Origin of the sequence: Acinetobacter sp. AYS6 (assembly GCF_025630795.1) — a bacterium.
In the GTDB taxonomy this organism is placed as follows: Bacteria; Pseudomonadota; Gammaproteobacteria; order Pseudomonadales; family Moraxellaceae; genus Acinetobacter.
The window spans coordinates 764,339-778,142 of sequence record NZ_JAOTNV010000004.1; the positions used below are offsets into that span (position 1 = coordinate 764,339).

A 13,804-nucleotide genomic window follows, 5' to 3' on the forward strand; every position below is an offset into this window, starting at 1 on the left:
GAAAATAAAAAACATATTATATGAATATAGCAATTTTGATTAAAATATATACTTATTTGATTTATATGAAATTTTCAGGATTTGTTAGCAATAATTAAGCTAACTATGACTGTAATTTATGTCCTATGCATAAAAAAAGCCCCTGTTTTCACAAAGGCTTTTTAAATTAAAGGGTTAACCTTAATATCAATTATTTATGAACCCAAGGTACAGCTGGCGAACCAATCCATGCAGATTTAGCAGGAATATTTTCACCCTTCATAACCAAAGTTAAAGGCCCTAACACTGCATGATGGCTCACATTGGCGTTATATAAAATAATACTACGTGAGTTTACGACCACATCATTTCCAACATTGACCTGTCCAATTTTCATAATACGATCTTCAAACAAGTGGGTTTGTGGACCTGAGAAGCTATTAAACTCAGCACGGTCACCAATGCTTACACAGTCAAACTCAGTGATATCAGCCGTATCCATGTAAACATCTTTACCAATTCGAACACCCAAAATACGCAAGAAGAATGGCAACATTGGCGTTCCTCTTAAGTAATTTAAGAAGTTTGGAATCGCAACTGATTCATATAGGCTAGTAATCCCTTCACTTAACCATACAAACATGGTCCACATTGGCGCCGAACGTGGTTGATAACGTCCAATTAAAGTCCACTTCATCAATGCAACAATAACGAAGCAGCCAACACCGTAGAGCAGCCCTGCAATGGTTAATGCTAATAGGCCTTTTGCAATTCCGTAGTTATTAATAACATCGATTACGTCTAATACAATCATATAACCCACACCAATTGCGAGTGCAGCGGGTAATACAACACGAAGTCCTTCAATAAAACCACGCATGAAACGTCGCTTAAAACTTGGTTTAAACGTTAAATGGTCAGGATATTTTTCAGCAGCTTCACGTGCAGGCAATAACAATGGCGGAGAACCAAACCAAGTTTGGCCATCATACATTTCAAGGTTATCTGGTGTTTTTGACTGTACGCCAATTAAAACGTTATCTGGTAAAACAGTTCCATCAGCAATATAAGCACTGTTTCCGACAAAGCTACGGTTACCAATTTTGGTCGATTTTAATGTCATCCAACCGCCTTTAATTTCTTCGTCGCCTAACATTACAGCATCGGCAATAAAGCTTTCTTCGCCCAAAGTCAGCATTTCAGGAATTACACCATTGGCGGTAGAAATTTCAGTATTTTTACCTACTTTCGCCCCTAACATACGGAACCATGTAGGTGCATAAATCGTAGCAAACAAGCCATGAAGTGTTTGTAAGCTTGTTTCTAAAATTTGAGATGCAAACCATTTCCGATAGTACGTTCCGCCATGAACAGCGTATGTTCCGGTTTCAAGGCTCGGTAATACAATTTTGCGTAGACCAGAAGAAATGACGGCCGTAATCATCATCATCATTGCACTAGCAGGAATCGCTAAAATGAAATAATAAATTGCGATTTGTAGGTGGTTATTCGGGTTGATATTAAATACATTTACATCTAACCAATCGACCAAAAGAAAACTTGGGAAAATTGGAATAAAGAAGATACAAGCAATAATTAATGCACTAACTCCATAATATCCATATTCAGCAATTTTACGAATAAACGATAATTTAGGACGTTCAGCTAATTTAACGTGTTCATCGACATGCCCTATTTTTTTAGCGGGCGTACCATCCCAAATTTCTCCGGCTGGTACAACCGTGTCATATTCAATTGAAGTTAGGGCATTTACATGAGCTTGTTTTTCTAACACTGTATTTTCTTCTAATACAGCATATGAACCAACATAGCTCTCTTCTTTAAGGTGGATTGAACCTAGCACCAAATGACCATGTTCGACTTTGGCATTTTCTAAATTCACTTGAGAGCCAATGCTCACCCCATCTTCAACAGTGAGTAAAGATGGCATACGAATATGAACTGAACTAATGGTGACATCATGTCCGATTTTTGCGCCAAGTGCTTTTAAATAGAGGTTAAGTAAAGTTGAACCTGACAATAGATAAACTGGTGAAATATTGCTAATACGGTCTGCTAACCACCAACGGAAATACGTCATTCCCCAAAGTGGATAACGTCCCGCACCAATGCCCAACATTAATAATCGTTTCACCGTAATTGAAAGCACAAAACTGCTCATAATAACGCTGATATAAACCAACAGAGACAATGCGATTGCATATGGAATGCTGTCTCGAGTTCCACCTGTAAAATAGTGATAGGTAAAGAATGGCGCTAACCACTGCAAAATATTAATCGAAATTAAAACTGGAATAGTTGCAAACTGAGCAATCCCACATAACCATTTATAAGTTTGATTACGCGGGTTGTCTTGACCAATCTGGCTATCAAATAAAGTTGGCTCAGGCTGCTCCAACATTAAAGCAGCAATAGCTCCCACTCTTCGGGCCTGATATAAACTTTGAATGGTAAGATGGCTATATTCTTGATGTTCACGCAGGTTTGAAATTAAAACGGCTGCTAATAGCGAATGACCACCTAAATCATCAAAGAAATCTGAATCTAGTTTAATCGGCATGTTCGGAAACAGACGAGTTAAAATTTCAAATAAGATTTCTTCGGCTGGATTTTGTGGCTGGTCAGATTCACTGCGGTCAATCACACTGGTAAGCGGTCTTGCTTTTAACGCTTTACGATCAATTTTCCCAGATAATAAACGCGGTACTTCTTCAATAATCTCAAAACGATTCGGCACCATATAAGGTGGTAAACGTTGAGCTAGAGTATGACGAAGTTGCTTAATTTCTATAGGCTGTTTTGCATCAAGCTCAGCTGCAATAAAGGCAATGAGCTGATCAATTCCATCTTCTTGACGTAAAATTACCGCTGCTGTGCCAATACCTTCAATATCACAAAGTGCCGCTTCAATTTCACCGAGTTCAACACGGAAACCCCGAATTTTCACCTGATCATCCGCACGCCCTAAACAGTGCACTTGACCAAATTCATCAATTTTTGCCAAGTCACCAGTACGGTAAAGCAACTCTTCATCCGCACTCATTGCCCAAGGGTTTTCAATAAACTTATCAGCCGTTAAATCAGGTCTGCCTAAATAGCCAGGCGCCACACTCGGACCGAAAATACAGAGTTCACCTGTCTCACCTTGAGGCAATAATTCTCTTTCAGCATTAATCACCAACATGCCGTAGTTTGGTAAAGGTTTACCAATGGTGACGGGTTTACCACGTTCTAACGACTCAAGGCTTGCAGTAACCGTAGTCTCAGTGGGACCATAGGTGTTAAACATTTGATGATGAGGTAATGCCCAACGGTCAACCAATGAATCCGGGCACATCTCTCCACCTAAGTTAATAATTCTTAAGTTAGGTACATCTTCAGGAAATAAAGCCAATAATGTTGGAACTGCGTGTAAAACAGTAATTTGTTCCTGCTTTAATGTTTGGCATAACCGCTCAGGGTCACTTACTAAAGTTTTAGGAGCGATCCACAAAGTTGCCCCCACCAAATAAGACAGCCAGATTTCTTCAAACGACATATCAAAAGCAACTGAAAAGCCTTGATAGACTTTGTCTTGCTCTTGAATACCTAAAATACTATTTTCACTACGCAAGAAGTGACAAATATTTTTTTGAGTAATTACAATCCCTTTCGGCTTACCCGTTGAGCCTGACGTATAAATAATATACGCAGGTTGATCGGAGGTCGTTCTAGCTAAAGGAATATTTTCACTGAGTGGTTTTTGAAGTTCAGTATTTGTCCATTTTGTTTGTGGCACTTCAGCTAAATGTTCATACCACTCATCTGTAGTAATCATGCCTACAGCTTCAGCATCTTCAAGACAAACCGCAATACGGTCTGCTGGCGTATCCATATCAAAAGGAAGCCACGCTGCCCCACTCAAACAAATTGCCAGTTGTGCTTTTAAAAGTTCAATGCCTCTTGGTAGCCATAACCCAACAATATGACCTGGTTTTACCCCTCTTATCGTCAAATGTTGAGCCATAATTAAGGCTTGCTGATATAACTCCCCATACGTCAACGTTTTATTTGCTTCAATTAAAGCTGTTTTATCTGAGAGATTTTGAGCAGTTTGAATAAAAATATCGGCGAGTACTTCATCTTGCAAAAATTCGGGGTGAAATTTACCACGAATAATATTCTTCGAACTTGTTACGAATTGGTTCATTTTTTATAACTCACTTTAATTTTTTGATTTAGCTAAAATAAAGTCATGTTTGAGTTTTTCTGACTTATTAAAGAAATCAATTGCTATGTAATAAATTAAAGAGTTGAACTTAAATGAAGATTAAAGATTTTATTTTAAGAAAGGAGAATGACTTATTAAATGAAAAGAACAATCGATTTTTATTACTTATAAATCAAACTAAGAAGACAATCAGGAAAAATATAGGCATGTGTTTTTATAAAATTTAAATAGCGTTATTCAAAATTAATATATAACGAATTACTCATTGCACAAGGCTACTTCACGAACTAGGGCAAGGAAAGCTTTCAAACCAGCAGATTGGTTGCGTCTTCCTGAATAATATAAACAGAGACCAGACATACAAGGCATCCAATCGTCCAAGACAGAAATAAGTTGACCTGACTCAATTTCAGCACGAACATCTTGTTCCATAAAGTATCCTAAGCCAATATTCTCTAATACTGTAGCTCTTGATAAGCTTGCTTCATCAAGGGTAATCGGTCCTTGCACATCAATTTGAATAATTTCTCCATTTTTTTCAAACTTCCAGCTAAATAGTGCACCATCAGGAAGACGTACTCGAATACATTTATGTCTAAAAAGATCTGTTGGTATTTTTGGCTTTCCGTAACGCTCCAAATACTCAGGTGAACCAACAACAACATATCTTTGAAGTTTACCAAGAGACACCGCAATCATGTCACTTGGAACAAGATGGGCAACTCGAATACCTAAATCAAAACCATCAGCAATAATGTCAACAAGTTTACCCTCGGTCACTAAATCAATATTCATTTCTGGGTAACGTCGAAGAAATTCGATAATCACAGGAGAAATAATCTCTCTCGCTGCAAATGCAGCCGCATTGATTCTTAATGTACCTGAGGGTGTTTCTCTCTGCGAACGTACAATATCTAAGGCACTATGAATATCCTGAAGAGCAGGCCCGACTTGCTCTACAAAAAGTCTGCCCGCCTCTGTCAATGAGACACTACGTGTTGTCCGATTAAACAGACGTACACCCAAATTTTCCTCTAATTTACTAATTGCATGACTTAAAGCTGTTGTAGACATCCCAAGTTCAATCGCAGCGCCACGAAAAGTTCCTCGCTTGGCGATTGCCATTACTGCTTTTAGATCATTTAAATTTGCTCGTTCCATTATCCTGATTTATTCAACTAAACATCCCATTTTATACGGATTGTTAGAACAATCGTCAAATTATAAAATTTAAAACACCAATTTAGATCATTCCAAAAGAGCGACTCATGAAAGATATACCAGAAGTGGTTAGTGCATATTTTGATGCTGATCAAGCGAACGATGTAGATGCTTTGAACCATATTTTTTCTGATTCTGCCATTGTTGAAGATGATGGCAGCCTATACAGAGGAATTGTGGAAATTCGTACATGGTTGCTAACAATGAAAGAAAAATACCAGTACTCTCTTGAAATTATTGAGGTTTCTAATACAGACCATATCAGCACGGTTTTAACACAAGGGAGTGGCAACTTTCCAAATAGCCCTGTGAAACTTAAGTTTCAGTTCACACTTGAAAATGGCAAAGTTGTTAAATTGAGGATTTATTAATGGAAGATTTTATTACTTTAAAAGGAAAACGTACCTTAATTACTGCGGGTACAAAAGGTACTGGCGCAGCCACAGTTCAATTATTCCATGAACTCGGCGCAACAGTACTAACTACTGCTAGAACTCAACCAGATTATTTACCGAATAATACACATTTTGTTTCTGCTGATCTCACAACTCGAGAAGGTTGTGAAGCTATCGTCCAAGCAGTACAAGAGATATTAGGTGGTGTGGACATAATTATACACGTACTTGGTGGTTCATCTGCACCAGCAGGTGGATTTGCAGCATTGACCGATGAAGAGTGGTATAAAGAACTTCACCTAAATCTGATGCCTGCAATACGTATTGATCGTCAATTAATTCCCGATATGATTCAGCAAGGCCAAGGTGTTGTAATCCACGTTACGTCAATACAACGCTCACTTCCTTTACCAGAAGCTACGACAGCTTACGCTGCTGCAAAAGCAGCACTAGCGACTTATAGTAAAAGCCTGTCAAAAGAAATATCTCCCAAAGGTATTCGGGTTGTTCAAGTCTCGCCAGGATGGATTGAAACAGAGGCATCTATTGCTCTTGCAGAGCGACTGGCTTTACAAGCTGGCACAGATTACGAGGGTGGTAAAAAGATAGTTATGGATTCAATCGGAGGAATTCCTATTGGACGACCAGCTAAACCTGATGAAATAGCAAATCTTATCGCTTTTTTGGCATCATCCCGTGCGTCTGCAATTACAGGTACTGAATATGTGATTGATGGTGGGACGATTCCTACAATTTAATAGTCATATTGAATCACTCCTACACTATATTTTCTCTTCACTTGAGCAGTTTATAATTACACTAGACTTCTCAATTAAAAAAATGGCTGAGAAAGCAAGAATAGGACATATAACTAAGATTGGATTTAAATTGGCGCAATTGTAGCTAATTTATTCTTATTTAGATTATTCCAATCCACATTTTAATGTGAAAGGGTGAAGGGATAAAACAATAGGTAAAAAAAAGCCCTTGTCATTAACAAGGGCTTTTTAAGAATTTTGGCGGAAGCGGTGAGATTCGAACTCACGGAGGACTCACACCCTCGTCGGTTTTCAAGACCGGTGCATTAAACCGCTCTGCCACGCTTCCAACGAGCGCTATAATATAAACAAAAACACAAGTTGGCAAATCTTTTATTTAACTTTTAATTCAAACGCTCAAAATAAGTACAAATTAATTTAGTTTTCTGGGTTTTCGTTCTTTTCATAACGAATTGTATTGATATACCAAAGCTTTTTTCCAGATGGCGTATGTACTTCAATCTCATCATCGACTTCTTTGCCGAGCAGTGCACGAGCCATCGGCGACTCAATCGAAATATGCTGCGGGTGATGATCATAAATTTCATCGATCCCTACAATACGTAAAGTTTTTTGCTCACCCTCTTCGTTTTCAATCTCTACCCAAGCCCCGAAATAAACTTTACCGTCTTGCTCAGGCGCATAATCAACGATTTTTAATTCTTCTAAACGTTTTCCTAAATAGCGTACTCGTCGATCAATTTTTCTAAGGAGCTGCTTATTGTATTGATAATCGGCATTTTCACTGCGGTCACCTAAGCTTGCAGCCCAATTCACTTTCTTTGTGATTTCTGGTCGTTCTTCATGCCAAAGTTGTTTTAATTCAGCAACTAATTTGTCATGTCCTGACCGAGTGATTAAGTTAGATTTCATGATTAAAAACCACTGTTCAACAACATATCGCTTACAAGATGTAGCATTTTATACCCTATTTTCTCATATCAGAAGTGTATAAATTTTCTTCCTTAAGAAATTCATGTGTTTATGATGATATATCGAATATTTAATTGTACGAAATTTGACAATACTTTTTTTCAATACTATGATGCGCGCAGATTAAATGTTGAGCGTTTTTTAACCTTCTAGAAAACTATGTAGATTTTCTACACAGTTTGTTTTTTCATTTCATGTCATTTTGAATGACGTCATGACTGCCCACCCCTTATTGAATTTATCAACTTTTAGAAGTTATGGCAGCTTATTGTCTGACTTTTGGGGCATAAATTATCTGTAGCGGAGACAACATGCACAGTAATTCAAGTTCAGGGTCGAGGCTTTGCCTTAACTCTTTATTTTCCTCTCTCCCGTTAAAAGCACTTGCACTCAGTACTATGCTTATTCCATTTCATAGTATTAATGCAGGAAAAACCCTACAGTACAATACTGTAGTAAATACAAACACTCTAACAGTTGTTGCGGTAGAAAGCCCGACAACCGTTTTCAAAGAAGATCAGTTTTTACATGGTTTTGGTTACGACTTAGCACGTAACTATGCGCAAACCCTTAATGTAAAGCTGGACTTTAAAATCGTGGCAGACAATGCCACTGCACTTAGATGGGTTCAGCAAGGTAAAGCAAACTTTGCCATGACGACCGCAGGTTTAAGTACCATCGAGAACAAAGGTTTAATGTCTTTTTCTGCAAGTTGTGGTGACATAGTCAATTTGCAAAAAAATGGTTTAAATCCTGAGTTAAGCTGGGTGTTTAAACAAGCTGATGACCCCCTCACCCAGACTGCCAGTGGCTTTGTATGCCAAAGTAAGCAAAATGGTGTGACTCAGCAACTCGCTTCTTTCTATAACCGCAATGTGGTTAAACCAGAAGCTTGGTCAACCATTCAACGTGACTTAACGACGCGTTTACCGATTTATAAAGCGAGCTTTAAACAAAGCGCAGCTAAATATGATCTCGACTGGCATTTACTTGCCGCAATTGGTTATCAAGAATCATACTTAAAGCCAGAATCTGTTTCTCCCACAGGTGTTCGTGGCTTGATGATGCTGACCAATAGTACTGCTCGAGCAATGGGTGTGAGCAATCGTAGTGATCCTGCCCAAAGCATTCAAGGTGGCGCAAAGTATTACGACCAGATGCTAAGTGAATATGATGATATTCCTTTCCCTGATCGGAACTGGTACGCGCTAGTGGCCTACAATATGGGACCGGGTGCGGTAAACCAGATCCAGAAACGTTTGCAAGCACAAGGGAAAGATCCAAACCAATGGGTTAATCTCTACAATTATTTGCAAAGTAATAAAGCGCGTAATGGTCGATATAAGCAAGCGGTTCAATATGTCACTCGTATTCGTGCTTATCTTGAACATATCAAAACAGCGCAAACACGAATCAATATCTAATTTTTATTATTTAAAAGTTGATAAATTCTTTGTTTGTATGAATAAAAAGCTTACCTCTTGGGGTAAGCTTTTTATATGAATTCTTTTAAGTTTTAAGCTGTATGCTCTAATACTTTTTTGAACAAATCTTTTTGTTCTTGGCTTGGCTTAGCTGTTTGTAAAGCCATTAATTGAGACATATCGCCTTGAACTTTAATTTTACCAGTCATGAATGCCTGCATAGCAGCAGCCATATCAAACTCTAAGAATACTTTACGTAAAGTTTCAGCATCCATATTTAAAGTTGTTTTGGCATTTGAAGACAAACCTTTTTGGATTTTACCCCCATCTAAAGCTAATTCGGTATTTCCAGAAGCATCTGTAACTACTAAATTAATTGCCAAATTCGCAAGAGCAGGTGGCAAATTAAGATCCCCTGCTTCAGCAGTTAATTTTTCGACAGTAGCAAACCAATCTTCAGTTAAAAATGCAGGCATGATTCTTCCTCAAATTTATTTGTTCAATTTCTCTAGTTGTCTATCCAGACAACATCATGTGAAGCAATTCTGCTTGAGCGTTGTTATAGCATGTAATTTAAATTTAGGGCTATGACTTTTTGTACGGAACATTCATTTTTTAGTATTTTGATACATTAAAGGCACTTGTTTATAAAGTGCCTTTAACATTCTCTAGGTCTAGCGTTTATTCAGCAGCAAAGCTTAAGTTCACGACATCTAAACGGTTTTTAAGCTCTTCCGGATCTTTAAAATCCAGCTCGCGCTGAGAATCTAGTGCTTCGAAATCGAACAATTCACGGTCCGCTAACTGAGACGGAGAAACGTTTTGTAACGCACCGAAAATACTGTGTAAGCGTTTCGGATATTGTTTATCCCAGTCACGTAGCATTTCATTGAGCATGGCACGTTGTAAATTTTCCTGCGAACCACAAAGGTTACATGGAATGATTGGGAACTGACGTAACTCTGCATATTTGATGATGTCTTTTTCTTCAACATATGCTAATGGACGAATCAGAATATTCTTTTTGTCTGATGATAAAAGCTTTGGAGGCATCGCCTTTAAGCTACCACCATGAAACAGGTTTAAGAAGAACGTTGCAAGAATGTCATCGCGGTGATGTCCTAAAGCAACTTTAGTCGCCCCAATTTCTTGTGCAAAACCGTACAAAGAACCACGGCGTAAACGTGAACATACTGCACAGTAGGTTTTACCTTCTGGTGTTAAACGCTTAGTAATGGTGTAGGTGTCTTTTTCTAAGATGTAATATGGAATGTTATTTTCTTCCATATAACGAGGTAAGACATCTTCGGGAAAGCCGGGTTGCTTTTGATCAAGGTTAACCGCAACTACATCAAAGTTGATTGGTGCAATACGTTTAAACTGCAACAAAATATCGAGCAAGGTATAACTGTCTTTACCACCAGACACACACACCATGACCTTATCGCCCTCTTCAATCATCTTGAAGTCACGAATAGCATGCCCAACTTGACGGCGAAGCTTCTTGAGCAAACGGTAATAGGCCGAGCTTGTTGGAAGTTCAGGCTTAAAATTAAATCCCTGATTAGACTCAACTGGCGCGTACATAGACGAGATATACCCATAAATAAAAATACCGCGCAATTTTATATGATTCAGAAGAGAATCGCACCAAAAGAATAGTTTCAATTCTTGAAGTCGTCACATTGCTCATGCATGATGCAAAAGTGATGCTCTATTTTTGACTGAAGCGTTCAAAAAATGTGCAAAATGCTTACTTTTTGGACTTTTCCACAGTTTTCCACAAAACCTGTGGATAAAATTGTGGATTTCTTCGTACTTGACAAACTGTTTTGACCTTCTGTTAAGGGTTTTATTTAAATTGATCATTTTTTAACCAATGTTTTTTACCCTTTAATATCAACATGTTATTCAAGTCAATAGAATCATTTTAAAAATAATTTTTAATTTTTTTTGATGAGCATTCGAACAAAATAGCTTGATTTTTTGAAAGAGTCGAAATAAAAAAAATTACACAAAACTTCTTTAAGTAATATTTTTTGATAAACTCTTTGGCAAGTTTTAAATACCTTAAAATTGTGAATAATATAAAATGAAAAATTCGGTTCAATTTCTTATTTCTTGTGTGCTGGGGATGACCACTTTTACGGTCGGCATAACGTCGAGTTCAGCAGGCCAAATGTATATTTACCAAGATAAAAATGGTAGTACATTGCTGACTAACCGAAAAAGTTATGATCAATCACTTAAAAAAGTAAAAGTGACTTACTACCCTGATAGTAATATTCATAGTTATACGAACTGGGGAGCATCAGAAGCTTCTGTTCTGCCAAGCTACAATAAAAATAAAAATGCTTTTGATCATATTATTAAACAAGCTGCTCTACAGCATGGTGTGTCTGAAGGCTTAATTAAGGCCGTTATGCATACTGAGTCAGGTTTTAATGTAAATGCTCGTTCACCAGTCGGCGCACAAGGCTTAATGCAGCTTATGCCTGCGACTGCACGTCGATTTAACGTGACCAATGCATTTGATGCACAGCAAAATATTTTTGCCGGTGCGAAATATTTAAGCTGGTTGCTCAAGCGTTTTCGTGGCAATACCCAAATGGCACTTGCTGCTTATAATGCAGGTGAAGGTAACGTTGATAAATACGGCGGTATTCCACCTTTCCGTGAAACACAAGATTATGTACGCCGTGTAACGAGTCGATATCAAAACTTATATGCATCTGGTGTAGGTTTCTCATCTTTTTCTAATACTACCGCGCAAGACACTTCTCAATCTTCTAATTTAGCGGAAAACACAACCGCTCAAATAGCAGCACCGGCACCTAAATATTCCTCCTCTCGTCAAATTGTGACTTTATCTAATGGAACAATTACTGATGCACCTACGGGTACTTATGTCACGAATAATGCCACTGCAATTGCACATATTCGAATAGAATAAAAACGTTTACTGACAGTTGTATGGCGTCAAGTCCATGTGCTTTAAATTGTAATGATCTATTACCTGATCTTTACCATTTAGGCGAATTTAGCCAATAATTCTTTAAATTTAGGTACATTCTACTCTGTGAAAGAATGTATCAATTCCTTATTTTTTTCTTGAATTTTTCCCCTAAGCCCCGCATATTAGCTGCATGATTTAGAATTTGTAAATCAGATAACATTTTATTTATAAGAGGGTTTTCTCAATGATGCGGATTGGTTTGTTTTTGCTTACCAACCTCGCGGTACTGGTTGTAGCTGGCATTATTTTGTCACTCTTCGGTGTCGGTAGTTACCATGGCGCGGGTGGCTTGAATCTAGGCAACCTTTTAGTGATCTGTTTTGTGTTTGGTATGGTGGGATCTTTAATCTCGTTATTCATGTCAAAATGGATGGCTAAGAAAACGACCGGTACAGAACTGATCGACCCGAATGCTCCTCGTAACCAAGCTGAAAGCTGGTTATTGCAAACAGTCGCTGAACTTTCTCAACGTTCTGGTATTAATATGCCAGAGGTTGGTATTTTTCCATCATATCAATCCAATGCCTTTGCAACAGGCTGGAATAAGAATGATGCCTTAGTTGCCGTTTCATCTGGTCTACTTGAACGTATGAACAAAGATGAGCTACGTGCTGTGCTTGCGCACGAGATTGGTCACGTTGCGAATGGTGACATGGTTACCCTAGCACTCATCCAAGGTGTCGTGAACGCCTTTGTTATGTTCTTTGCTCGCGTAGTCGGTGATTTTATCGACCGTAATGTTTTTGGTCGTCAAGATGATCAAGCCCCAGGTATGGGTTATTTCCTCATTACCATGGTATTAGATATCGTCTTTGGTATTCTCGCTTCTGCGATTGTGATGTGGTTCTCTCGTTATCGTGAATACCGTGCTGATGAAGCAGGTGCACGTTTAGCAGGTAAACAAGCAATGATTTCTGCATTATTACGTTTACAAGCTGAGACAGAATTGCCAGATCAAATGCCAAAAGAAATGAAAGCTTTCGCGATTGCGGAAGGTAAAGAACAAGGCTTTAGCTTAGCTGCATTGTTCCAAACCCACCCAACAATTGAACAACGTGTGGCAGCTTTACATCAATTAGATTGCCCATAAAACGTTTAACGTGAAGAAGTAAAGCCTCCATTTGGAGGCTTTATTTTTTTATTACATGGTTTGATAGAGACCCCAGAGATAACTCGCTCCCCACCAAACAGCGAGGCCAATTAAAAGCAGTACAAACGCACCTAATAAATCGGGTATATGCAACCATAACCAGCTCACCACAGGATTACGCCAGAAGGCTGAGTGTTGCTGCTTCTTTTCGAGCTTTTCATGTAAATATGGATGAACAACATGAATATCGCTTTGAATCGCATATTCTTCGCGTATATGCGTATGAACCACATCTAAGGCTTTTCGACTCGGTCGTATAAATATATCGAAAATAGTCCCTGCAACCGGAACAAACCCCACCACAGCATCTACAACAGCGAGTTTGATGACTGGAGTTAATTTATGTTGAGGCACACCAATTTGTTTAGCTTTATAAATCGCATAACACGTCAACACAAACCCTGCGACATCACCAGCAATTGGAATTGTACTCAATGCTGCATCAGCACCAATGCCCTGCTTTGTAAAAGGAATACGTACCGCGCTGTCCATCATGGTGGCAAACTTGGCAAGGTCTCGTTCTAGTGCGATGACCTGTTGCTCTGTTAATTTTTTTTCTTGAGGCATCTAAATCAAATATATGAAGAGAAGTTAAACTTAATATACTTGATTTAATGCCTCTTTTTAAATTGTTTAC

10 protein-coding genes, 1 tRNA gene and 1 pseudogene are annotated in these 13,804 nt (G+C 38.3%); 5 read left to right on the forward strand and 7 right to left on the reverse strand.

All coding sequences use genetic code 11. The annotated features are described in order from the left end of the window. Nucleotides 1-190: 190 nt before the first annotated feature. A complete protein-coding gene (posA, locus tag OD757_RS04455) occupies nt 191-4,189 on the reverse strand; it encodes a delta-poly-L-ornithine synthetase PosA (RefSeq protein WP_263030981.1) in 3,999 nt (1,332 codons plus the stop codon). 279 nt (nt 4,190-4,468) lie between these two features. Next, nucleotides 4,469-5,371: a LysR family transcriptional regulator gene (locus OD757_RS04460; protein WP_009393614.1), complete on the reverse strand. Its 903-nt coding sequence runs from the start codon at nt 5,369-5,371 to the stop codon at nt 4,469-4,471. A gap of 107 nt (nt 5,372-5,478) precedes the next feature. Here OD757_RS04460 and OD757_RS04465 point away from each other — a divergent pair, with 107 nt between their 5' ends. Then, nucleotides 5,479-5,802, forward strand: coding sequence for a nuclear transport factor 2 family protein (locus OD757_RS04465; RefSeq protein WP_263030982.1), 324 nt, complete (start codon nt 5,479-5,481; stop codon nt 5,800-5,802). Beyond that, on the forward strand, nt 5,802-6,584 hold the full coding sequence (locus OD757_RS04470) for an SDR family oxidoreductase (RefSeq protein ID WP_263030983.1): 783 nt from the start codon (nt 5,802-5,804) through the stop codon (nt 6,582-6,584). The genes OD757_RS04465 and OD757_RS04470 overlap by 1 nt, the downstream gene beginning before the upstream one ends. 259 nt (nt 6,585-6,843) lie before the next feature. Here the strand turns inward: OD757_RS04470 and OD757_RS04475 are convergent. Further along, a tRNA-Ser gene (locus OD757_RS04475) sits at nt 6,844-6,933 on the reverse strand. Nucleotides 6,934-7,022: 89 nt separating this feature from the next. Next, entirely contained in the window at nt 7,023-7,517 is a 495-nt protein-coding gene (greB, locus tag OD757_RS04480) for a transcription elongation factor GreB (RefSeq protein WP_009393688.1), read from the reverse strand. Between the two features lie 371 nt (nt 7,518-7,888). On the opposite strand from greB, the gene OD757_RS04485 reads away from it, so the two are divergent. Further along, the gene (locus OD757_RS04485; RefSeq protein WP_034679120.1) at nt 7,889-9,001 is read left to right on the forward strand and encodes a transglycosylase SLT domain-containing protein; all 1,113 of its coding nucleotides are present in this window, start codon (nt 7,889-7,891) and stop codon (nt 8,999-9,001) included. A gap of 92 nt (nt 9,002-9,093) precedes the next feature. Here OD757_RS04485 and OD757_RS04490 read toward each other — a convergent pair whose 3' ends face one another. Together OD757_RS04490 and ttcA are read right to left on the reverse strand one after the other, a co-directional pair. Next, complete coding sequence (locus OD757_RS04490; protein WP_002118641.1) at nt 9,094-9,477, reverse strand: SCP2 sterol-binding domain-containing protein; 384 nt, start codon at nt 9,475-9,477, stop codon at nt 9,094-9,096. 205 nt (nt 9,478-9,682) lie between these two features. Beyond that, nucleotides 9,683-10,588, reverse strand: a complete 906-nt coding sequence (gene ttcA, locus OD757_RS04495) for a tRNA 2-thiocytidine(32) synthetase TtcA (RefSeq protein ID WP_009393631.1) — start codon at nt 10,586-10,588, stop codon at nt 9,683-9,685. 574 nt (nt 10,589-11,162) lie between these two features. On the opposite strand from ttcA, the pseudogene OD757_RS04500 reads away from it, so the two are divergent. Both OD757_RS04500 and htpX read left to right on the forward strand, forming a co-directional pair. Beyond that, nucleotides 11,163-11,954 (forward strand): annotated as a pseudogene (locus OD757_RS04500) (lytic transglycosylase domain-containing protein); the annotation flags it as partial. Between the two features lie 247 nt (nt 11,955-12,201). Further along, nucleotides 12,202-13,107 (forward strand): protease HtpX, encoded by a 906-nt coding sequence (htpX, locus tag OD757_RS04505; protein ID WP_005307880.1) that lies wholly within the window; start codon nt 12,202-12,204, stop codon nt 13,105-13,107. Between the two features lie 51 nt (nt 13,108-13,158). Here the strand turns inward: htpX and OD757_RS04510 are convergent, their stop codons facing one another. After that, nucleotides 13,159-13,734, reverse strand: coding sequence for a DUF4112 domain-containing protein (locus tag OD757_RS04510; protein WP_263030985.1), 576 nt, complete (start codon nt 13,732-13,734; stop codon nt 13,159-13,161). Nucleotides 13,735-13,804 lie beyond the last annotated feature (70 nt).

Excerpts from the sequence above, each read along its gene's own strand:
- posA (WP_263030981.1), bottom strand. The coding sequence starts at position 4,189 with ATGAACCAATTCGTAACAAGTTCGAAGAATATTATTCGTGGTAAATTT.
- OD757_RS04460 (WP_009393614.1), bottom strand. The coding sequence starts at position 5,371 with ATGGAACGAGCAAATTTAAATGATCTAAAAGCAGTAATGGCAATCGCC.
- OD757_RS04465 (WP_263030982.1), top strand. The coding sequence starts at position 5,479 with ATGAAAGATATACCAGAAGTGGTTAGTGCATATTTTGATGCTGATCAA.
- OD757_RS04470 (WP_263030983.1), top strand. The coding sequence starts at position 5,802 with ATGGAAGATTTTATTACTTTAAAAGGAAAACGTACCTTAATTACTGCG.
- greB (WP_009393688.1), bottom strand. The coding sequence starts at position 7,517 with ATGAAATCTAACTTAATCACTCGGTCAGGACATGACAAATTAGTTGCT.
- OD757_RS04485 (WP_034679120.1), top strand. The coding sequence starts at position 7,889 with ATGCACAGTAATTCAAGTTCAGGGTCGAGGCTTTGCCTTAACTCTTTA.
- OD757_RS04490 (WP_002118641.1), bottom strand. The coding sequence starts at position 9,477 with ATGCCTGCATTTTTAACTGAAGATTGGTTTGCTACTGTCGAAAAATTA.
- ttcA (WP_009393631.1), bottom strand. The coding sequence starts at position 10,588 with ATGTACGCGCCAGTTGAGTCTAATCAGGGATTTAATTTTAAGCCTGAA.
- htpX (WP_005307880.1), top strand. The coding sequence starts at position 12,202 with ATGATGCGGATTGGTTTGTTTTTGCTTACCAACCTCGCGGTACTGGTT.
- OD757_RS04510 (WP_263030985.1), bottom strand. The coding sequence starts at position 13,734 with ATGCCTCAAGAAAAAAAATTAACAGAGCAACAGGTCATCGCACTAGAA.